General features: G+C 68.2%; 16 protein-coding genes, 1 tRNA gene and 3 pseudogenes. 12 read left to right on the top strand and 8 right to left on the bottom strand.

Annotated features, from left to right (window positions below):
* Positions 1–142 precede the first annotated feature (142 nt).
* Positions 143–853: a hypothetical protein gene (locus RVF83_RS18980; protein ID WP_005194947.1), complete on the top strand. Its 711-nt coding sequence runs from the start codon at positions 143–145 to the stop codon at positions 851–853.
* Positions 854–1,287: 434 nt separating this feature from the next.
* Positions 1,288–1,995, top strand: coding sequence for a hypothetical protein (locus RVF83_RS18975; protein ID WP_005194948.1), 708 nt, complete (start codon positions 1,288–1,290; stop codon positions 1,993–1,995).
* On the opposite strand, the gene RVF83_RS18970 is transcribed toward RVF83_RS18975, so the two are convergent.
* A complete protein-coding gene (locus RVF83_RS18970; protein ID WP_005194949.1) occupies positions 1,965–2,795 on the bottom strand; it encodes a hypothetical protein in 831 nt (276 codons plus the stop codon). The two genes, RVF83_RS18975 and RVF83_RS18970, sit on opposite strands and share 31 nt — an antisense overlap.
* Before the next feature lie 120 nt (positions 2,796–2,915).
* Here RVF83_RS18970 and RVF83_RS18965 point away from each other — a divergent pair, with 120 nt between their 5' ends.
* From RVF83_RS18965 to RVF83_RS18955, 3 genes and pseudogenes are all read left to right on the top strand, one after another.
* Positions 2,916–3,743: a DUF3097 domain-containing protein gene (locus RVF83_RS18965; protein ID WP_005194950.1), complete on the top strand. Its 828-nt coding sequence runs from the start codon at positions 2,916–2,918 to the stop codon at positions 3,741–3,743.
* Between the two features lie 66 nt (positions 3,744–3,809).
* Positions 3,810–4,238, top strand: a complete 429-nt coding sequence (locus RVF83_RS18960; protein ID WP_005194952.1) for an NfeD family protein — start codon at positions 3,810–3,812, stop codon at positions 4,236–4,238.
* Between the two features lie 44 nt (positions 4,239–4,282).
* Positions 4,283–5,468: pseudogene (locus RVF83_RS18955) on the top strand (SPFH domain-containing protein).
* 5 nt (positions 5,469–5,473) lie between these two features.
* On the opposite strand, the pseudogene RVF83_RS18950 reads toward RVF83_RS18955, so the two are convergent.
* The 3 genes and pseudogenes from RVF83_RS18950 to RVF83_RS18940 all read right to left on the bottom strand — a co-directional run bounded on the left by RVF83_RS18950 (position 5,474) and on the right by RVF83_RS18940 (position 7,551).
* A pseudogene (locus tag RVF83_RS18950) lies at positions 5,474–6,104 on the bottom strand (hypothetical protein).
* On the bottom strand, positions 6,101–6,739 hold the full coding sequence (locus RVF83_RS18945; protein ID WP_005194958.1) for a hypothetical protein: 639 nt from the start codon (positions 6,737–6,739) through the stop codon (positions 6,101–6,103). The pseudogene RVF83_RS18950 and the gene RVF83_RS18945 overlap by 4 nt, the downstream one beginning before the upstream one ends.
* Before the next feature lie 53 nt (positions 6,740–6,792).
* Positions 6,793–7,551 (bottom strand): TVP38/TMEM64 family protein, encoded by a 759-nt coding sequence (locus tag RVF83_RS18940; protein ID WP_005194961.1) that lies wholly within the window; start codon positions 7,549–7,551, stop codon positions 6,793–6,795.
* Positions 7,552–7,715: 164 nt separating this feature from the next.
* Here RVF83_RS18940 and RVF83_RS18935 point away from each other — a divergent pair, with 164 nt between their 5' ends.
* From RVF83_RS18935 to meaB, 3 genes are read left to right on the top strand one after another with little or no spacing between them, the layout of a single operon-like run.
* Positions 7,716–9,665 (top strand): methylmalonyl-CoA mutase family protein, encoded by a 1,950-nt coding sequence (locus RVF83_RS18935; protein ID WP_005194963.1) that lies wholly within the window; start codon positions 7,716–7,718, stop codon positions 9,663–9,665.
* The gene (gene scpA / locus RVF83_RS18930; RefSeq protein WP_005194965.1) at positions 9,662–11,932 is read left to right on the top strand and encodes a methylmalonyl-CoA mutase; all 2,271 of its coding nucleotides are present in this window, start codon (positions 9,662–9,664) and stop codon (positions 11,930–11,932) included. The genes RVF83_RS18935 and scpA overlap by 4 nt, the downstream gene beginning before the upstream one ends.
* Positions 11,932–12,930, top strand: coding sequence for a methylmalonyl Co-A mutase-associated GTPase MeaB (meaB, locus tag RVF83_RS18925; protein ID WP_005194967.1), 999 nt, complete (start codon positions 11,932–11,934; stop codon positions 12,928–12,930). Before scpA ends, meaB begins: the two co-directional genes overlap by 1 nt.
* 97 nt (positions 12,931–13,027) lie before the next feature.
* Here the strand turns inward: meaB and RVF83_RS18920 are convergent, their stop codons facing one another.
* A complete protein-coding gene (locus RVF83_RS18920) occupies positions 13,028–14,059 on the bottom strand; it encodes a nucleoside hydrolase (protein WP_168432563.1) in 1,032 nt (343 codons plus the stop codon).
* 113 nt (positions 14,060–14,172) lie between these two features.
* Between RVF83_RS18920 and RVF83_RS18915 the strand changes: the two genes are divergently transcribed.
* Together RVF83_RS18915 and RVF83_RS18910 are read left to right on the top strand one after the other, a co-directional pair.
* Complete coding sequence (locus tag RVF83_RS18915) at positions 14,173–15,417, top strand: M23 family metallopeptidase (protein ID WP_005200053.1); 1,245 nt, start codon at positions 14,173–14,175, stop codon at positions 15,415–15,417.
* Between the two features lie 80 nt (positions 15,418–15,497).
* The gene (locus RVF83_RS18910) at positions 15,498–16,427 is read left to right on the top strand and encodes a mechanosensitive ion channel family protein (RefSeq protein ID WP_005200052.1); all 930 of its coding nucleotides are present in this window, start codon (positions 15,498–15,500) and stop codon (positions 16,425–16,427) included.
* Positions 16,428–16,489: 62 nt separating this feature from the next.
* On the opposite strand, the gene RVF83_RS18905 is transcribed toward RVF83_RS18910, so the two are convergent.
* Positions 16,490–16,575, bottom strand: a tRNA-Leu gene (locus RVF83_RS18905).
* A gap of 107 nt (positions 16,576–16,682) precedes the next feature.
* On the opposite strand from RVF83_RS18905, the pseudogene RVF83_RS18900 reads away from it, so the two are divergent.
* Positions 16,683–18,018: pseudogene (locus RVF83_RS18900) on the top strand (M20/M25/M40 family metallo-hydrolase).
* Positions 18,019–18,078: 60 nt separating this feature from the next.
* Positions 18,079–18,624 (top strand): YbhB/YbcL family Raf kinase inhibitor-like protein, encoded by a 546-nt coding sequence (locus tag RVF83_RS18895; RefSeq protein WP_005200049.1) that lies wholly within the window; start codon positions 18,079–18,081, stop codon positions 18,622–18,624.
* Between the two features lie 68 nt (positions 18,625–18,692).
* Here RVF83_RS18895 and RVF83_RS18890 read toward each other — a convergent pair whose 3' ends face one another.
* A complete protein-coding gene (locus RVF83_RS18890; RefSeq protein WP_005200048.1) occupies positions 18,693–19,829 on the bottom strand; it encodes a quinone-dependent dihydroorotate dehydrogenase in 1,137 nt (378 codons plus the stop codon).
* Positions 19,823–20,146 carry a DUF5703 family protein gene (locus tag RVF83_RS18885; protein ID WP_005200046.1) on the bottom strand — a complete coding sequence of 108 codons (324 nt, stop codon included), beginning with the start codon at positions 20,144–20,146 and terminating at the stop codon, positions 19,823–19,825. The genes RVF83_RS18890 and RVF83_RS18885 overlap by 7 nt, the downstream gene beginning before the upstream one ends.
* Between the last annotated feature and the right edge of the window lie 75 nt (positions 20,147–20,221).

Here is a 20,221-nt window from a genome sequence, read left to right as displayed (position 1 = left end):
GCTCATCACCGGTTCCTTGGAGGGCGACGAATCGACGCCGCCTGCGTAAGAAGCCTTCTCGGGTGGGCCGCGTCGACGACGCGGCCCACCCGTGGTGTTTTCGGAGTTCTCCCACTGTCGCCGCCGAAGAATGCGAACCGCGATGATCGATGACCGAAACGGGGAAATCGAAACAACCGCCCTCACCGGTGACGATCTCGATTCCGTGGTCGATTTGCTCGCTCACGGGCTGAACGAGATTCCTCTGTACCTTTGGCTACTCGGTGAGCATATGGCCGATCATTCGCTTCGGAAATGGCTGGCGGAAATCCTCGTACGTCCGCTGTTGAACGTCGGATGCGTCCTCGGATCATTCCGGCGTGGCCAACTCGTCGGAATACTGGTGTTCCAGCCACACGACGTCGATCTCGCGCCCGGCGGGGAGCCGCCGCTGACGCCGGGGGACTTCTCCGCGGTAGCGGCCGTTCCGGGCCTGCGGGAACGAGTGGTCGAACTGCTGACCGGTTCGCGGCTGGCGCCGCCGGTGCACGACGCGGTCAATCTCCGGATCGGGATCGTGACGCCGGCGGAACGCGGCGGTCGAGTGCTGGTGGACCTGATGAGCGAGGTCGAGCGGTTCTGTACCGCGGCATCCCGTCCGTACTATGCCTGGACCGGTTCGGAGAGTCTGCGTCGTTACTACGCCCAGGTCTGGGGTGCGTCCGAGTTCGCGGTGGAGAACTGGAACGGAATCACGATGTACGGCCTCGTCTCGGATCGGCCACCGCGGCCTCGGCCCGAGGCCGTGCCTCGCGGGAATCGCCCGTCGTCGACATCCGAACCGGGTCGTCGACCCTTCGTCCTCCGTGGTTGACGTTTTTCCGCACGGTGGGTCAAATGACCATATTCATCACGGTCTCGAATCCAGTTCTCGATCCCTCTTTTTGGTCAATTGTCCATATCAGATCTCCGTTTAATGGCGTATAACGATCGGGTAACGGAAAATGTGATGTGAGCTCAATCACCATTTCCGGTGTAACTCTCTCATTGCGCGGTCCAACCCGGGGCAGCGCACGTCCAGGAGGATTACACCAATGGCTGAAGGACCCATCCGGCTCGAGATCGATGTGCTCGGACCGCTCCTCGAAACGATCTTCACCGGTTCCAGCAGCGGTAGTAGCGACAACGCCGAGGTGCCGCCGCCGAGCTAGGCCGTCATTCCGGGGTGGGCTGCGTCGCGACGATGTGGCCCACCCATCGGCATGTGTTGACCTGGCGATCCGCGACGTCGAAGGGGACAAATGCGCGATGAAAGCTCGACTTCAACAATCCGAGAAGGGAGACACGGTCACTCTCGCGCCCGGGGATCTCGAATCCGCGATCGCATTGCTGGCGGATCACGTTCACGAGGTCCCGCTGTATCGGTGGCTGCTGGGCGACCACATCTCTGATCTCGACTTACGGAAATGGTTGGCCGAAATTCTCGTCCGCCCGCTGCTGAATGCCGGGTGCGTCTTCGGTTCGCGTCGCGGCGATCGTCTCGTCGGCCTACTGCTCTTTCAACCGCACGACGCCGATCTCTCACCTGACGGAGCGCCGCCGCTGTCACCGGCCGACGTGACGCGAGTGGCATCGATACCGGGCCTGCGCGAGCGTTTCGTCGAATTGCTCACCAGCTCGCAGCTGGCGCCGCCGGTGGACGACGCGGTCAGCCTCCGGCTCGCGCTGGTCTCGCCGGCTGAGCGCGGTGGTCCTGCGCTGATCGGCATGATGCGCGAGATCGAACGGTTCTGTACCGAGGCATCGCGTCCGTACTACGCATGGACGGGGTCGGAGAGTCTGCGTCGCTACTATGCCGAGGTCTGGGGTGCGTCCGAGTTCGGGGTCGAGGACTGGAACGGCATCACGATGTACGGCCTCGTCTCCGACCGGCCCCCGCGACCTCGACCCGACGCGGAGCCGGCCGGCCGCGCGTCGCTCGCGGCTCAGCGTCGGAGTAGTTCGCCGATCGTGTGATTGACCGCGGCCGCTCGTGCGGTCCGGCTGAGTGTCTGTAACCCGCGTAGTGCGGAGTCGCCCGAATCCCATTGCCCGGCGGTGTCGCCGATCTCGACCCGGCGGGCATCAGCCAGGTCGACGATGGCCTCGACCTGGGCGGCGGTGTCGATCAGCCGCGTGGAGCGGGCGTCGAGCGCGTGCGGGGGCAGTGCGACGCGGTGCCGGGCGGTGAGGGCCGCAAGTTCCTTGCGTAGGTCGCCCGCGTCGACCGAGCGGCGTCCGCCGAGGCCGCCGATGATCGTCGCCGCATCGCGAACGGCTTGGCGCAGATCGTATTCCAGGTCACCCGCGGACGGCCCGGACGCCACCAGATGGTCGAGGTCGAGCCGCTCCGCATACCGGAAGGCGGTCCAGCGGCATGTCACGTACGGCGGATCCTCACCGAGAGTGGAGAAGTCGGGGACGAGTGCGAGGGTGCCCGCGGTGTCCGAGCCGTCGACCAGGAGAACCTCGCCCGCGATGAGGGCCCTCGACGTCGCGGGGTTCGGTGGCAGGCCCTGCGGATCACCGGTGGACGGGAGACGCACGGCCAGGCGCCGGGCCGGTTTCAGCAAGCCCAGCAGGTCGAGTACGCCGTTCCCGGATCCCGTTGGGGACGTGGACTGTTCGGTCGACACCTCATGCCGGTCGGCGGATTCGGCGAGCGCCTCGATCACGTCGTCGGGGGAGCAGCGCCCGGTCAGCCACGCGGCAGCCCACGCGCCGAGGGCGCAGGTCGGCCACGCGACGGTGGAGGGGAGGATGTCGCTGCGATTCATCAAGGAACCAGGATACCGCCGGCCCCCGACCGGTCGCCGGGCGTGGCAACCCGGCCACCGGGGGTCGGTGCGCTTACGGTGTTGGGCGCAGATGTCCAGGGACCGAAGAGGTGGAACGCGATGGATGACCGGTACGGGCGCGATGTGCTCTCTCAGCCGCGCCGGGCCAAGCCGCGTCCGGTGGAGGTCGCGGCCGAACGCGACCTGGTCGTGGAGGACGCCGCCACCGGTTTCTGCGGTGCCGTCGTCGGGCTCGAGAAGAGTTATGCCGGTGACCTGGTCCGCCTCGAGGACCGTCACGGCCGGACTCGCGTGTTCCTGATGAACCCCGGCGCCTTCCTGATCGACGGTCGCACCGTGACCCTCGTCAAGCCGCGCACACGCGGGCCCCAGAAACCGGCGATGACGGCCTCGGGTTCGCGCGCCGCGCCGCGCACCCGCGCGCGCACCGCACGGGCCAGCCGGATCTTCGTCGAGGGGGTGCACGACGCGACGCTGCTCGAACGTGTGTGGGGCGACGACCTACGGGCCGAGGGGGTCGTCGTGGTCAGTCTCGACGGTCTCGACAACCTCGACGAGGCGCTCGCCGAGTTCCAGCCCGCGCCGCATCGGCGCGCGGGCGTCCTCGTCGACCATCTCGTGGCCGGTTCGAAGGAAGCCCACCTCACCGCCGAGGTCGGCGAGCACGTGCTGGTGTGCGGCCACCCCTACATCGACGTCTGGGAGGCGGTGAAGCCCGCCTCGGTCAAGATCCCGGCCTGGCCGAAGATCCCGCGCGGCACCGACTGGAAGACCGGGGTGTGTTCCCAGCTCGGATGGGGTGACCCGCGGGACGGCTGGCGCCGGGTGCTGAGCGGCGTCAGCAGCTTCCGCGATCTCGAGGTGCCCCTCCTGCGGTCGGTGGAGGAACTCATCGACTTCGTCACCGCCGCCGAAGGGGCCGGTTAGCCCCGGCCGCTCGCTCGTGCAGTCGACGAGCCGAGTGTGCTCCGACATCTCTGGCAGACTGGACACATGAGCGCCCTGCTGTGGTTGGCGGCCGCGATCGTCTTGGCAATCGCGGAGATGTTCGGTGGCGAATTGGTGCTGCTCATGCTGGCCGGTGGTGCCTTCGCCGCGGCCGGCGTGGATTTCGTGTGGGAGCCGCCCCTCTGGGTCGACGGCCTGGTGTTCGCGGCGGTGTCGGTGCTGCTGCTCGTCGCCGTGCGCCCGATTGCCAAGCGACACATGCTCAACCGCCCCGCCGTGCTCATGAACACCGAGGCCCTCGAGGGTCGGCCGGCGGTCGTCACCGAGACGGTCGACGGCGACGACGGCCGCGTGAAGATCGGTGGCGACATCTGGTCGGCGCGGTCGGTTGATCCCGCTGAAGTGCTCGAACCCGGAACCCATGTGACCGTCGTCGAGATCGACGGTGCGACCGCAGTGGTGTGGCGCGCCTGACCGCTCGACCCGACCTGCTCGACGTTTCGCGAGAAAGGTGAATTGTGGACGACTTACAGATCTTCGGCCTGGTGGTCGTGGTCCTGCTGGTTCTGTTCGTGGCGGTGGTGCTGGCCAAATCGGTGGCCTTGATCCCGCAGGCGGAGGCCGCGGTGATCGAACGTCTCGGCCGCTACACCCGCACCGTGTCCGGGCAGCTGACGCTGTTGCTGCCGTTCATCGACCGGATCCGTGCGCGTGTCGACATCCGTGAACGGGTCGTGTCCTTCCCGCCGCAGCCGGTGATCACCGAGGACAACCTCACGCTGTCCATCGACACCGTCGTCTACTTCCAGGTGACCAACCCGCGTTCGGCCGTCTACGAGATCGACAACTACATCGCCGGAGTCGAGCAACTCACCATCACCACGCTGCGCAACGTGGTCGGCGGTATGACTCTCGAAGAGACCCTGACCTCACGCGATTCCATCAACGGGCAGCTGCGCGGAGTGCTCGACGAGGCGACCGGCCGCTGGGGCCTGCGCGTCGCCCGCGTCGAACTCAAGTCGATCATGCCGCCGCCGTCGATCCAGGAGTCGATGGAGAAGCAGATGAAGGCCGATCGGGAGAAGCGCGCGACGATCCTCTCCGCAGAGGGCCAGCGCGAGTCGGCGATCAAGACCGCCGAGGGCAACAAGCAATCGCAGATCCTCGCTGCCGAGGGTGCCAAGCAGGCCGCGATCCTCGCCGCCGAGGCGGAGCGGCAGTCGCGCATCCTGCGTGCCCAGGGTGATCGGGCGGCGGCCTACCTGAACGCGCAGGGCGAGGCGAAGGCCATCGAGAAGACGTTCGCGGCGATCAAGGCAGCCAAGCCGACTCCGGAACTCCTTGCCTACCAGTACCTCCAGCAGTTGCCGGAGATGGCGAAGGGCGAGGGCAGCAAGGTCTGGGGTGGTGCCGTCCGACTTTGGCTCGGCGCTCCAAGGTTTCGCGAAGTCCTTCGGCATCCAGGGCGACGACGGCGTGTTCCGGTACGAACCGACCGACTCGCCGCCCTCGCAGATCGACGAGTCGGAGACCGAGGACTGGTTCTCGCTGGCCTCCGACCCGAAGGTCGCGCAGGCGGTCGCCGAGGCCGAGGCGGTAGCCCGCAAGCCCGTCGCCCCCGAGATCGGCACCGGTGTGGGCCGGTCGTCACGTCCTGCGTCGCTCGACGCCGCGGTCGAGGAGACCGGCACCACTCCCGGTTAGAGCGGTCAGGTGGTGACGAGGTGTTCGATGCCGGCGAGGCCGATCGCCCACAGCACCGAGGCGAAGGTGCCCATGATGAACTGCTCGGACGCCTGCGGCGCCCGTAGTTCGGGATAGCGGGCGAGGCTCTTCACCGCGAGGATGATCGCGAGGCCTTCCGGCCACCCGGCCATCAGAGTCGTGACGACGGCCAGCCGTTCGAGATAGCCGATGACGCGGCCGCCCCGGAGCGGCCCGACCTCGTTCGGGTCGGACGGTTCGGTCTCCGCGTCGTCCGGGGTCTCGGTGTCATCGTGGTCCTCCGGGTCGGTTGTCGGCGTCCGATCCGCCCTCACGCCACCCCAATTTCAACACCGCCCGCACCACCGGGCCGCCACCGGTGACCGCTGCGACCGCGGCGATCACGGTCGCCGCCGCGGCGGGGGACCCGGTTGCGGGTCCGGCGGTGGCGGCGACGATCGCCGTCGCCGTGGCGAGTCCCAGTAGGACCGTCAGGCCGATCGCGTGCACGATCGTCGCAGACCGCGGCACGGGCCGACTGTCGAGTGCGCGGTCACGCATCAGCCGCTCCACCCCGAGCCACAGCACGGGTGCGACGGCGGTCAGCACGAGGAGGACGAGAGCGATCCCGGTCATCGGACCACCTTCGCATCCTGCGTCTGCTCGCCGGCCTGGCGCCGGTCGGCCTGGCGCCGGTCGGCCTCGGCGAGCGCATCGGCGAGGAGATCCAGCGAATCGGGTTCCAGGTCCCAGCCGGCTGCGCGGAGTCGTTGGCTCATGGCCTGGGGAGTGATGTCGAGGACGCCCGCCGCGTCGGCCTGGGTGAGTCCGCGTCGCATCAGAGCCACCGCCTCGACCCCGGCTGCACTTCGGGTGGCGACGATGTCGCTGATCAGGCGGCCGGCGGTTTGGGCGTGGCGGCACCATCGCGCATCGGGGCCGCGTACGCACAGCGGTATGCGCTGTCGCTTGGCCGCCTCGACCGCGTCCCGGGCGTGGACGAAGGCGGCGCCCCGGCCGGCGCGGGTGGACGAGGGGAGAGGCTGCTCGACGTCGCCGGTGCCGATGCCGACGCTCCAGTGGCCGTCGGCGGTCAGTTCGACGGCGAGCCGTGCCACGGTCACCGGATCATCGAGGACGCCTTGGATCTCGTCGCCTGCGGTGCGCTCGAAGGGGCGAACCGTGTCGGCGTCCCGGAGTCGTGTCAGGACGGCTTCGACCCGGTCGATGTCGGTGCGGCTGCCGCGCTGGTCGACGGTCATGACGAACATCACACAAGCTTATGGGCTTGATCTCTACCGATCAAGTCTTACGGCTAGATGAATCAATCTTCTGAACTTGATTCGTCCTGATTAGGTCCGGGGACTTGAGGGTTCTCGGCGGTCACCGGCAACCGGGCGTCGAGGATCAATCCGGCGATCCCGACGGCGAAGAGTGCTCCGCTGACCAGCAGCTGCGCGGGGTTGGCGTCGCCGGTCAGCGAATCGCCGAGCATGACCACGGCCGCGGTTCCGGGAGCCATGCCGATGATGCTCGCGACGGTGAACGGCAGCGGTCGTACCGAGGACAACGCCGAGCAGTAGTTCGCGACCGAGAACGGGCAGGCCGCGATCAGGCGGAGCGAGCCGACGGCCAGCCAGCCGCGCCTTTCCAGTCGGTACTCGACGGCCTTGACGACCGGCTTCTTGAGGAACGGTCGCACCCGGTCGCGGCCGAGTACCCGCACGAGTCCGAAGGCCGCGACCGCTGCGATCGACGAGGCGATCATCGCGCCGATGAACCCGACGAAGGGTCCGAAGAAGATTCCGGACATGACGGTGAAGGTCGACCGGGGGATCGGCGCGATCGTGACGACCGCGTACGCCGCGAAGAACAGCCATGGGAAGGCCGGGCCGAGGTCGTCGCCCCACGCTCGAACGCTGCCGATCGACGGGAGCGGGATGAAGTAGGAACCGAGCAGGACCACTCCCACGGCCGCGGCGGCGAGGAGTGCGCGCCGGACGACCCGGCGGTCGAAGGTGACCCGGCGTCGACTGCCCGTCAGGTCTGGTGTCACCTCGGTGACGGGGGCAGGCTCGGGCACTCGGACACTCTACTCTGGACTCACGAAGGCGCCTCGCCGCCGCGACCTGCTCGCACCCGTTGCGTGGTCCATTTCACGCCGACCTCGTTGATGGGCCGAGCGAGCGATCGGCTAAGGTCGTGTACGCGCTCGCACAGAGCATTCACGGAGGTGTGCTTCCCCACATGCCACAGCAAACTGACCAGCCCAAACCCGAGTCAGATCTCGGCCGTACAGAACTCGATCAGGCCTACCAGGCGTGGTCGAAGGCCGCCGCGGCCGTTCTGGCGAAATCACGTCGGGTCGACGTCGACGAGCTCCCGGATACTCCGGAAGCCCTGCTCTCGACGGACACCGCCGACGGGCTGACCATCCGGCCGCTGTACACACGTCGCGACGAGACGACCGAACCGGGCCTGCCCGGCCGGTTCCCGTTCGTCCGCGGTGCCGACCCCGCCCGTGACGTCACCACCGGGTGGCGCGTCACCGAGCGGTTCGGCGACGACGAGACCCCGGCCGAGGACGTCAACGAACTCGTTCTCGAGGCGATGGCCAACGGCACCAGCGGACTCTGGCTGTCCGTCGGCAAGCCCGGTGGCGGTCTCGGTGTCGCCGACCTCGCCACCGTCCTGCGCGGCGTCTACCTCGACCTTGTACCGGTGACGCTCGATGCCGGCACCGAGGGCATCGCCGCCGCCCGGGAACTGCTGTCGCTCAAGGAGAAGGCGCAGGCCGCGCCCGTCGCCGCGGCTCCCGCCGCCGCGACCACCCATTCCTTCGGTCTCTCGCCGCTGACCGCGGCGTTCTCCGGACGGGCCACTGTCGACGCCGACGAGGCCACCGCCCTCGCCGCGTCGAACCTGCCCGCCGGGGTCCGGACCTTCCGCGTCGACGGCAGCGACTTCGCGACCGCCGGCGCCGACAACGGCCTCGAACTCGCCCTCGTGGTGGCCGCGGCCGTCGCGCACCTGCGTGACCTGACCGCCGCCGGCCTGTCCGCCGAGGCGGCCCTGGGTCAGATCACCTTCGGGGTGTCGGCCGACGACGACCAGTTCGCGACGATCGCGAAGTTCCGTGCGCTGCGCAAGATCTGGGCCCGTGTGGCCGACGTCGTCGGTGCACCCGACGCCGGCGGCGCACTGACCCACGGTGTGACGGACCTGTCGATGTACTCCCAGCGCGACCCGTGGGTCAACATGCTGCGCAGCACCATCGCCGCCTTCGGTGCGGGTGTCGGCGGCGCCGACCAGTTGACGGTCCTGGCCTACGACGCGACGATCCCGGCCGACAAGCGCACCTCGAGTGCGTCCTTCTCGCGCCGCATCGCCCGCAACACCCAGCTCCTGCTGCTCGAGGAGTCCAACATCGGACGCGTCCTGGACCCGGCCGGCGGGTCGTGGTTCGTCGAGTCGCTGACCGACGACCTCGCCGCCAACGCCTGGACCGTCTTCACCGAGGTCGAGGCCGCCGGTGGCTACCGCGCCGCCCTCGACAGCGGCTGGATCGCCGACAAGGTCGATGCCTCGCTGGCGCGCCGCGATGCCGAGGTCGCGCACCGCCGCATCTCGGTGACCGGTGTCAACGAGTTCCCGAACATCGACGAGCGGGCCCTGTCCGACGCCCAGGGTGCCTCGGCGTCCGGCGTGACGGACGTGGTCACCGGAACCCCGAAGCTGGCCCGTGTCGGCCGTGCCTTCGAGGCCCTGCGCGACCGCTCCGACGTGGTGCTCGCCGAACAGGGCGCGCGCCCGTCGATCCTGCTCATCCCGCTGGGCAGCGTCGCCGAACACAACGGGCGCACCACCTTCGTGGCCAACCTGCTGGGTGCCGGCGGCATCGCCGTGGTCAACCCGGGTCCGCTGGCCGCGGACAAGATCGGCGACGCGGTGGCCGGTGCGAACACCCCGATCGCGGTGATCTGCGGCACCAAGGCCCGCTACGCGGAGGAAGGTCCGGCGGCCCTCGCCGCCGCCCGTGCGGCGGGTCTCTCGAAGGTCCTGCTCGCCGGTCCCGACAAGGAATGGCCCGAGTCCGACGATCGTCCGGACGGTTCGCTGCGGGTGGGCATCGACGCGGTGAGCACGCTCTCCGAACTCCTCGATCAGCTTCTCTCAACCTCGGGAGCGACGGCATGACCCAGACCGAACCCAATCCGACGCAGTCGATCCCGAGCTTCGCCGGGGTCGAGCTCACCGACGGGACGACCGCTCCGGCCGCCGGTCCCGGCGCACCCGTCACCGAGGAACTGGCCTCGGCGCACGGCTACTCGGTCGACCAGGTCACCTGGAACACCCCCGAGCAGATCGACGTCGCCCCGGTGTACACCCGCACCGACCGCAACGCGATCCTCGACGACGCCGAGCACCCGTACCCGCTCGACTCGGTTCCGGGTGAGGCACCGTTCATCCGCGGCCCGTACCCGACGATGTACGTGAACCAGCCGTGGACGATCCGTCAGTACGCGGGCTTCTCGACCGCCGCCGAGTCCAACGCCTTCTACCGCCGCAACCTCGCGGCCGGCCAGAAGGGTCTGTCGGTGGCCTTCGACCTCGCGACCCACCGCGGCTACGACTCCGACCACCCGCGCGTCGCCGGCGACGTCGGCATGGCCGGCGTGGCGATCGACTCGATCCTCGACATGCGGCAGCTCTTCGACGGCATCGACCTGGGCAACGTCTCGGTGTCGATGACGATGAACGGCGCGGTGCTGCCGATCCTGGCGCTCTACGTCGTGGCGGCCGAGGAGCAGGGTGTGCCGCCGGAGAAGCTGGCCGGGACCATCCAGAACGACATCCTCAAAGAGTTCATGGTCCGCAACACCTACATCTATCCGCCGAAGCCGTCGATGCGGATCATCTCGAACATCTTCGAGTACACCAGCCAGAAGATGCCGAAGTTCAACTCGATCTCGATCTCCGGCTACCACATCCAGGAAGCCGGTGCGACCGCCGACCTGGAGCTGGCCTACACGCTGGCCGACGGCGTCGAGTACATCCGCGCCGGTCTCGAGGCCGGCCTCGACATCGACAAGTTCGCGCCCCGCCTGTCCTTCTTCTGGGGCATCGGCATGAACTTCTTCATGGAGGTCGCCAAGCTGCGCGCGGCGCGCCTCCTGTGGAGCGAGCTGGTCGCAGACTTCGGACCGAAGAACGCGAAATCACTGTCGCTGCGCACACATTCGCAGACATCGGGCTGGTCGCTGACCGCTCAGGACGTGTTCAACAACGTGGCTCGCACCTGTGTGGAGGCGATGGCCGCGACCCAGGGTCACACCCAGTCGCTGCACACCAACGCGCTCGACGAGGCGATCGCCCTGCCGACCGACTTCTCGGCTCGCATCGCCCGCAACACCCAGCTGCTGCTGCAGCAGGAGTCGGGCACCACCCGCCCGATCGACCCGTGGGCCGGCTCGAACTATGTCGAGACGCTGACCCACCAGCTGGCGCAGAAGGCGCGCAAGCACATCCGCGAGGTCGAAGAAGCCGGCGGCATGACGCAGGCGATCAACGAGGGCCTGCCGAAGCTGCGTATCGAGGAGGCTGCGGCCCGCACGCAGGCCCGCATCGACTCGGGTCAGCAGCCCCTGATCGGCGTCAACAAGTACCAGGTGGCCGACGACGAGGAGATCGAGGTCCTCAAGGTCGAGAACTCCAAGGTGCGCGCCGAGCAGCTCGAGAAGCTCAGCAGGCTTCGCGCCGAACGTGATTCGGCTGCCGTCGAGGCTGCGCTGGCCGACCTGACGCGCGCCGCGGCGTCGTCGGAGGGCGGTATGGAGAACAACCTGATGGCCCTGGCCATCGAGGCCGCGCGACATCAGGCCACGGTCGGGGAGATTTCCGAAGCGCTCGAGAAGGTCTATGGTCGCCATCAGGCCGAGATCAAGACGATCAGCGGGGTGTACCGACATGAGGCAGGCGAGGTGAGCAACATCGACGCGGCGATCGAGGCCGTGCGCCAGTTCGCCGAGGCCGAGGGCCGCCAGCCGCGCGTGCTGGTCGCGAAGATGGGTCAGGACGGTCACGACCGCGGCCAGAAGGTCATCGCGACCGCCTTCGCCGACCTCGGCTTCGACGTCGACGTGGGCCCGCTGTTCGCCACGCCGGAGGAGGTGGCCGCCCAGGCCGCCGACAACGACGTGCACGTGGTGGGTGTGTCGTCGCTGGCCGCCGGTCACCTCACCCTGGTTCCCGCACTGCGGGAGGCGCTCAAGGAAGTCGGGCGCGAGGACATCATGATCGTCGTCGGCGGCGTCATCCCGCCGGGTGACTTCGCCGAGCTGTACGAGGCAGGTGCCGCCGCGATCTTCCCGCCCGGATCGGTCATCGCCGACTCGGCCGTGGAACTCATCGGCAAGCTGGCCGACACCCTCGGCCTGGAACTGCCCGGGGTGGCCGCGAACTGATGGCGGACAGTACTCGGCGTCGGGTCGACGTCGACGCGCTGGCCGATGCGGTTCTCGCGGATCGCCGCGCCGACCTGGCGCGTGCGATCACCCTGGTGGAGTCCAAGCGGCCCGATCACCGGGCGGCGGCGCAGGAGCTGCTGCTGAAGCTGACCCCGCACGCGGGCAACTCGTTCCGGGTCGGCATCACCGGCGTTCCGGGCGTGGGCAAGTCGACGACCATCGAGGCCCTCGGCATGCACCTGGTCGAACTCGGTCACAAGGTGGCGGTCCTCGCCGTCGACCCCAGTTCGACGCGCACCCGCGGCTCCATCCTGGGTGACAAGACGCGCATGGGCCGGTTGTCGACGGAGAAGAACGCCTACATCCGTCCCTCGCCGACCTCCGGCACCCTCGGCGGCGTGGCCAAGGCCACCCGTGAGTCCATCGTGCTGGTCGAGGCCGCCGGTTTCGACGTCGTCCTCGTGGAGACCGTCGGCGTCGGACAGTCCGAGGTCACCGTGGCCAACATGGTCGACACCTTCACCTTCCTGACGCTGGCCCGCACCGGGGATTCGTTGCAGGGCATCAAGAAAGGTGTCCTGGAACTCGCCGACGTGGTCGTGGTGAACAAGGCCGACGGCAAACACCTCAATGAGGCGAAGGGCGCGGCCCGCGAACTGCGCAACGCGCTCGGGCTGATCTATCCGCACGACGCCCTGTGGACCCCGCCGGTGCTGACGATGAGCGCGATCGAGAAGACCGGCGTCGACGAGTTCTGGAACACGGTTGTCAAACACAACCAGACCCTCAGAGACGCAGGCGAATTCACCGCTCGCCGCAACCAGCAGCAGATCGACTGGACGTGGTCGATGGTCCACGACATCGTCCTCAGCCGGCTCGCCGAGTCACCCGGCGTCCGTGACATCCGGAACGAGGTCGAGGACGAATTGCGCGAGGGCGTGCTGACACCGGCACTCGCCGCCCAGCGCATCGTCGACGCCTTCGACAACCGCTGAGCGACGGCGAACCCGGCTCAGCCGATCAGCAGGGCCGGCGTCTCGCCGAGCAGTGCGACCCGCCCCGGCACATGAGCGCAGCAGGCGGCTGGGCGCCTCAGGGTCGGACGAAGGTGCGCGCGAAGGCGCCGATCGTCTCGATGAGGTCGTCGAACACGGCGTCGAGGTCGGTGGACGTGGCGATCCGCGCATTGGGTCCCAGCGGCGACATCCGGCGTTCGTCCGCGACCGTCATTCCGCGCGTGAGGGTTCCGACGAGTTCGACGTCGACCCGCGCCGAGATGGTCGTGACGAGGTCGGGGTTCAATGCGACCATCGCCGCGAACGGGTCGTGGAGATGGGCGATGTAGCCCTCGTCGTGGTCGTGATGAAACTCGAAGTAGAACCGCAGGGCATCGGTGAGGTGCCGGATGATCTCGTTGGTCGCGACTGAGCGCAGCCCCCGCTCGTCGCCCGGGCCCGGGCACTCCGGCGGCGTGCTGCCCGACGCCATGGCCAGGCGCACGACGTGGTCCGGGGTCAGCACGACCTGCTCGGTGAGATCCAGCGCGCAGACGATGGGTGCCGGTGCGCCGTCGGTGCCGAACGCGCCGAAGACCTCCGCGGCGGCCTCCGGGTCGACGGCGACGTTCCACTCCGAGATCGGGGTGGTGTTCCCGTGCGTGTGGAACGCGCCGCCCATGATCACCAGGCGCCGCAGCCTGGAGGGCAGTCTCGGATCGCGGCGGATCGCGGTCGCCAGCGAGGTCAGCGGCCCGGTCACCAGTCCGACGAGTTCGCCGTCGTGCCGGCGCGACGCCTCGATCCACGCGTCTGCGGCGTCGAGACGACTGGGCGTGATCGTCGGCGCGGGCAACTCGGCGTGGCCGACGCCCCGTGGACCGTGCGTGTCCTCGGTCGTCATGAGCTCGGCGACGAGCGGCCCGGCCGGCCCGACGTGGACGGGGATCTCCGGGCGGCCGCAGAGTTGGAGCCAGGAGAGGTTGTTGGTGGTGACCACGTCGACCGGGACGTTGCCGGCCGTCGAGGCGATGCCGACGAGGTCGACGTCGGCGCGCGCCAGCAGGTAGAGGAGCGCGACCGAGTCGTCGATACCGGTGTCGCAGTCGAACAACAGGCGCTGGGTCACGTCACAATTGTGCCCGGTGTGCGGGGAGGGCCCCGCGCTGCCCCGCGGTTCCCTAGTATGCCTGGCAGACTGCCGGGCGGATCGCGTCGGCGCTACAGCCGCAAAGGAACGTGATGTTTCCACAACGACTTTCACCGGCAGTTCTGGCCGTGTGCGCGGCGCTCGTGCTGTCCGCCTGCAGCTCTGGTGAAGAAACCGGGGATGGTACGTCTGTACCGGTTCCGGCCGACCCGGTCCTCACCCCGGTGGTGGGGTCGGTGATGTTCGCACCGACCCCGTTCGCCGGGTCGGACGGTTCCGATCATCTCGTCTACGAAGTGTCGCTGACCAACTTCATGCGGACCCCGGTGACGATCACCGGGGTCAAGACGCTCGATGCCGGCGCCCAGGGCACTCCAGTGCTGACCGACCTCGACCAGGCCGGCGTCGCCGGGCGGCTCAAACCGACCGGTGTGGCCTCCGTCCCGCCGAGACCCGATGTGCCCGAGGGGTATTCCGAGGTGCTTGCGCCGGGGCAGAACGGCGTGCTGTTCCTGCACCTGCAGTTCGAGGGCGAGGCTCCGAAGAAGCTCGTCCACGAGATCTCGGTTCGCGCCGACGGGGCGCCGCCGGAGATGCGGGAGACCACCGAGCGGATCGCCGAGATCGAGGTGAACGACGCCGTCGTCCCGGTCCTGGGCCCGCCACTGATCGGCGAACACTACGTCGCCGCCGACGCCTGCTGCGACGCGGTGCGCCACACGCGCGCGATCCTGCCGTTGGACGGCACCCCCGTGGTCGCCCAGCGGTACGCGGTCGACTGGGAGCAGGCGGGACCTGACGGGAAGATCTTCGTCGGTGACGCCAAGGACCCGGCGAGCTACCGGATCCACGGCGACGACGTGCTCGCCGTCGCCGACGGCACCGTCGTCGCCAGCCGCAACGACCTGCCCGAGCAGGTACCGGGGGAGTTCCCCGCGAACCTGCCGATCGCCGACGCGGACGGCAACAACCTCGTCCTCGACATCGGCGACGGGTTCTTCGTGAACTACGCCCACATGCAACCCGGTTCGGTGCGGTTCGAGCCGGGGGACCGGGTACGACGCGGCGACGTCATCGGCAAGGTCGGCAACACCGGCAACTCGGTCGCACCCCACCTGCATGTCCACGTCATGAACGGACCGTCGTTCCTGATGTCACAAGGTGTACCGAGTGTCACCGACCTGTTCACGATCACCGGTCGGGTGGCCGACACGGACGCGTTCGATGCGTCGGAGGCCACCGGCGTCCCACTCGAGATGGCGCCCGGTGTGACGGTCTCCACACAGGAGGACCATATGATCCTCGATCAGAACATCGTCACGTTCCGCGCAGGCTGACAACGGTTTTCGGCGCCGACGCCGCCGATCTCGGGATGGTCCCGACTGGACAACGATCTCATCGTCCGTACGGTCGGGGCATGACCATTCAGAATCTGACCTTCGAATGGACCGACACGAATCGCGAATGGATCATCGAGAACCCGATCCGCATCGCGGCCTACATCCTGGTCGCACTGGTCGTGCGTTACGCCATTCACCGCACCATCGACCGCGCGACGCGTCCGCGTTCCCGGGACGGCGAGAAGTCACGCGGAGCGGCACTCATGCGGGGTCTGCGCACCAAGACGGTGACGACCGAACGCAGCGCCCAGATCGCCGCCAGGCGCGCGCAACGAGCCGCCACCATCGGCTCGGTGCTGAAGTCGACCGTGTCGATCGTGCTGCTCGTGTGGGTGGTGTTGTCGGTGCTGAGCGTCCTCGGCGTCAACATCGCGCCGTTCATCGCCTCCGCCGGCATCGTGGGTCTCGCGATCGGCTTCGGTGCGCAGAACCTGGTCCGGGACTTCGTCACCGGCGTCTTCATGCTCCTCGAGGACCAGTACGGGGTCGGTGACATCGTCGACCTCGGCGAGGCCATCGGCGAGGTGGAGACCGTGGGCCTTCGGGTCACCACGCTGCGCGACATCGACGGCACCCTCTGGTACGTCCGCAACGGCGAGATCGCCCGCGTCGGCAACATGAGTCAGGAGTTCGCGGTCGCCCGCGTCGACACCCCGGTCGCACCGGGCGCGGATATCGACAAGGCGCAGCGGGTCGCCGCCGAGGCGGCACGTCTGGCCGTCGAAGACGACGACACCGACATCCTGGGCGCCATCGAGATGCTCGGCGTGCAAGAGGTGTCCTCGGATCAGATCGTCCTGCGCCTGACGGTCAAGACCAAGCCGAACGGGCAGTGGGCCGTCCAGCGCCGGCTGCGACGCGCCATCCTGCAGGCCTTCGTGGAGAACAACATCGATCTGCCGTACTCGCGCGCCTGGGGATCGGTGCTCGAGAACGCCGGCACCTGAGTACCCCCGACAACGAGAAAACCCCCCGGCCGGAGCCGGGGGGTTTTCTCGTTGATCTGCGGTGTCCGAGGGGGGACTTGAACCCCCACGTCCGTTAATAGGACACTAGCACCTCAAGCTAGCGCGTCTGCCATTCCGCCACTCGGACTTGCTCTGCTGCGTTGCTCCGGCGGGGATTTCTCCTCGCCATCTCGCGGCAGCGGGATAACACTAACCGAGGTTGCCCGTGTATCCCAAATCCCGTAGGAGTGAGGGGTGTCTTCACAGTCTGCGACCACTGAAGTAGTCGATCTCGTCAGCCGGTTGATCCGGTTCGACACCTCCAACACGGGGGAGCCGGAAACCACGAAAGGCGAGGAAGAGTGCGCCAAATGGGTGGCGCAGCAACTCGAGGAAGTGGGATACACCACACAGTACGTCGAATCGGGTCGTCCGGGCCGCGGGAACGTCTTCGCACGCCTCGCCGGACCCCCTGACTCCGACCGCGGTGCCCTCCTGATCCACGCCCATCTCGACGTCGTGCCCGCCGAGCCGGCGGACTGGAGCGTCCACCCGTTCTCCGGTGCGGTCAAGGACGGCTACATCTGGGGACGCGGTGCCGTCGACATGAAGGACATGGCCGGGATGGCGCTTGCGTTGGCCCGCCAGTTCAAGCGCGACGGCACCGTCCCGCCGCGCGAGATCGTCTTCGCCTTCCTCGCCGACGAAGAGGCCGGCGGCACCTGGGGTGCCCACTGGCTCGTCGAGAACAGGCCCGACCTCTTCGAGGGGATCACCGAGGCGGTCGGCGAGGTCGGCGGCTTCTCGCTGACCGTGGACCGGCCCGACGGCACCCCAGAAGCGCCTGTACCTCGTCGAGACGGCCGAGAAAGGCCTGGGCTGGATGCGTCTCACCGCGGAGGCGCGTGCCGGTCACGGTTCGTTCCTGCACGCGGACAACGCGGTCACCGAGATCGCGGAGGCCGTCGCCCGGATCGGCCGGCACACGTTCCCGCTCGTCATGACGGAGTCGGTGAGTCAGTTCCTCGCCGAGGTCAGCGCCGAGACCGGGCTGGACTTCAGTCCCGACGCGCCCGATCTGGAGACGTCGCTGTTCAAGCTCGGCAACCTCGCCCGCATCATCGGCGCGACGCTGCGCGACACCGCCAACCCGACGATGCTCAAGGCCGGATACAAGGCCAACGTCATCCCGCAGAAGGCCGAAGCCGTCATCGACTGCCGCGTGCTGCCGGGACGGCAGACCGCTTTCGAGAAGGAGATCGACGAACTCATCGGCCCGAACGTCACCCGGGAGTGGATCACCCACCTCGACTCGTATGAGACAACGTTCGACGGCGACCTCGTCGACGCCATGAACAACGCGATCCTCGCCCATGACGAGCAGGGAAAGACGGTGCCCTACATGCTCTCCGGCGGAACCGATGCCAAGGCGTTCGCGAAGCTGGGCATCCGTTGCTTCGGGTTCGCGCCGCTGCAACTGCCGCCGGACCTCGACTTCGCGGCGCTGTTCCACGGCGTCGACGAGCGTGTGCCGGTCGACGCGGTCCTGTTCGGCACGAAGGTGTTCGAACACTTCCTGCTCCACAGCTGAGTTCTCGCATACAGTGTCGGGAGATCGTTCCGATGCGCGAAACGTCAGAAAGGTGAACACATGTCGTCCTTCGACCCGTACTCCCCGCTACCGAATCTGCCCGGTTTCACGCTGACCTCCGAGAGCCTCACCGACGGCTCACCGCTGGCCAACGGTCAGGTCAGCGGAATCATGGGCGCGGGCGGCGAGGACCTGTCACCGCAGTTGAGCTGGTCCGGATTCCCCTCGGAGACCAAATCTTTCGCGGTCACCGTCTACGACCCCGATGCACCCACCGCATCGGGCTTCTGGCACTGGGCCGTCGCCGACATCCCCGTTTCGGTCACCAGCCTGCCCGAGGGTGCCGGTGACGAGGACGGGTCGGGTCTGCCCGACGGAGCCGTGACCCTCACCAACGACGCCTCGCTGCGCCGCTTCATCGGTGCCGCGCCGCCCCCCGGACACGGACCGCACCGCTACTTCATCGTCGTGCACGCCGTCGACGTCGAGTCCCTGAACCTCCCCGAGTCAGCCACCCCGGCCTACCTCGGCTTCAACCTGTTCTCCCATGCGATCGCCCGCGCGACCCTGGTGGGCACCTACGAGCAGCCCAGCGAGAACGTCTGACGCAGATACCGACGACAAAGGCGTCCTGGCCGATGAGGTCGGGACGCCTTCGTCGTCAGGCCGATTCGCTAGGGCTGCCGGGTGGCGGCGCAGCCGACCGCGTCGGAGATCGACGCGAACCCGCCGGCACGCACCCGCTCGGCGAGACCGGAGTGCAGCTCGTACAGCCACAGCGGTCCGCCGTAGATGAACCCGGTGTAGACCTGCAGCAGGTCGGCGCCGGCACAGATGCGTTCCCACGCCTGATCGACGGTCTCGATGCCGCCGACACTCACGATCGCGATCTTCCCGCCCACGCGGCCGTAGAGGCGCATGAGGACGGCCAGCGACCGGTCGGCGACCGGGGCGCCCGACAGACCGCCCGCGCCGATCTCGCGCACCTCGGCGTCCGGTGTGCGCAGGCCTTCGCGGCCGATGGTGGTGTTGGTGGCGACGATGCCGGCCAGCCCGAGCTCGACGGCGAGGTCGGCGACCGCGTCGATGTCGTCGTCGACGAGATCGGGTGCGATCTTCACCAGGACCGGGACGTGGACCTCGGCCTGCACCGCGGCCAGGATCGGCCGCAGCGAGTCGACGGCCTGCAGGTCACGCAACCCGGGGGTGTTGGGTGAGCTCACGTTCACGACGACGAAGTCGGCAAGTGGCCCGAGAAGGCTTGCCGAGAGCCGGTAGTCGTCGATGGCCTGGTCGAGCGCGACCACCTTGGTCTTGCCGATGTTGGCGCCGATCGGTGCGGACACCGGACCGCGCCGGACCTCTTTGAGATGTTCGGCGGCGACGTGCGCGCCCGGGTTGTTGAAGCCCATCCGGTTGATGAGGGCACGGTCGGCGGGCAGCCGGAACAGCCGCGGCTGCGGGTTGCCGGGTTGCCCCTGGCCGGTGATGGTGCCGATCTCCGCGAAGCCGAATCCGATCTGCCCCCAGGCGTTCACGGCTCCCGCGGTCTTGTCGAAACCGGCCGCCAGACCGATGGGCACCGGGAAATCCACCCCGAACACCCGGCTGCGCAGGACCGGATCGTGGTGGGCCAGCAGCTTGGCCACCGGGAACGAGATCACCGAGAACCGGCTCACCGCGCGCAGCAGCACGAAGACGATGTGATGGATGCGTTCCGGCGGAAGCAGGAACATCAATTTGAGCAGCAGGGGATAGCACCGCCGGTTGAGTGCGATCAGCACCTTGGTGGCGGTTCGTGCGGTCAGCATGCCTGGGCGCTCCGGGAATCGTGGTCGGTGGAACGGTTCTCGTCGAGTGGGCGGGCCCCGCGCGGCGGACGTTTCCGCTTGAGCAGGACCTTTCGTGTGCCGTCTGAGTAGAGGCGGACCCGCGAGAGCTCCCAGCCGCCGAACTCGGCCTCGAGTGCGAGTCGCATCGAAGCGGTCACCCGGGTGACGTCCGGCGGCAGCTTCAGCAGGATGTACTCGACGTCCTCCGAGGTGACCTCCCAGCCGGCGGGGTACTTCGCGCCGACACGGGCGAAAGTCCGGGAGTGCCGGGTGTGTGGCCGTCGGTCAGTACTCATTCGGCCCGCTCTCTTCGTTCCCGGCGCCGGTACTCGTTCGGCCCGCTCTCTTCGTTCCCGGCGCCGGTACTCATT

The organism is Gordonia rubripertincta, from assembly GCF_038024875.1.
In the GTDB taxonomy this organism is placed as follows: domain Bacteria; phylum Actinomycetota; class Actinomycetes; order Mycobacteriales; family Mycobacteriaceae; genus Gordonia; species Gordonia rubripertincta.
The sequence above is the reverse complement of the archived record's forward strand: the minus strand, read 5'-3'. Positions and strand labels throughout refer to the sequence as shown.

Coding starts and splice junctions, on each gene's coding strand:
- RVF83_RS18965 (WP_005194950.1), top strand. CDS start 2,916: ATGGATGACCGGTACGGGCGCGATGTGCTCTCTCAGCCGCGCCGGGCC.
- RVF83_RS18895 (WP_005200049.1), top strand. CDS start 18,079: ATGTCGTCCTTCGACCCGTACTCCCCGCTACCGAATCTGCCCGGTTTC.
- RVF83_RS18970 (WP_005194949.1), bottom strand. CDS start 2,795: ATGAATCGCAGCGACATCCTCCCCTCCACCGTCGCGTGGCCGACCTGC.
- RVF83_RS18975 (WP_005194948.1), top strand. CDS start 1,288: ATGAAAGCTCGACTTCAACAATCCGAGAAGGGAGACACGGTCACTCTC.
- scpA (WP_005194965.1), top strand. CDS start 9,662: ATGACCCAGACCGAACCCAATCCGACGCAGTCGATCCCGAGCTTCGCC.
- RVF83_RS18960 (WP_005194952.1), top strand. CDS start 3,810: ATGAGCGCCCTGCTGTGGTTGGCGGCCGCGATCGTCTTGGCAATCGCG.
- RVF83_RS18910 (WP_005200052.1), top strand. CDS start 15,498: ATGACCATTCAGAATCTGACCTTCGAATGGACCGACACGAATCGCGAA.
- RVF83_RS18935 (WP_005194963.1), top strand. CDS start 7,716: ATGCCACAGCAAACTGACCAGCCCAAACCCGAGTCAGATCTCGGCCGT.
- RVF83_RS18890 (WP_005200048.1), bottom strand. CDS start 19,829: ATGCTGACCGCACGAACCGCCACCAAGGTGCTGATCGCACTCAACCGG.
- RVF83_RS18945 (WP_005194958.1), bottom strand. CDS start 6,739: ATGTTCGTCATGACCGTCGACCAGCGCGGCAGCCGCACCGACATCGAC.
- RVF83_RS18980 (WP_005194947.1), top strand. CDS start 143: ATGATCGATGACCGAAACGGGGAAATCGAAACAACCGCCCTCACCGGT.
- RVF83_RS18885 (WP_005200046.1), bottom strand. CDS start 20,146: ATGAGTACTGACCGACGGCCACACACCCGGCACTCCCGGACTTTCGCC.
- RVF83_RS18915 (WP_005200053.1), top strand. CDS start 14,173: ATGTTTCCACAACGACTTTCACCGGCAGTTCTGGCCGTGTGCGCGGCG.
- meaB (WP_005194967.1), top strand. CDS start 11,932: ATGGCGGACAGTACTCGGCGTCGGGTCGACGTCGACGCGCTGGCCGAT.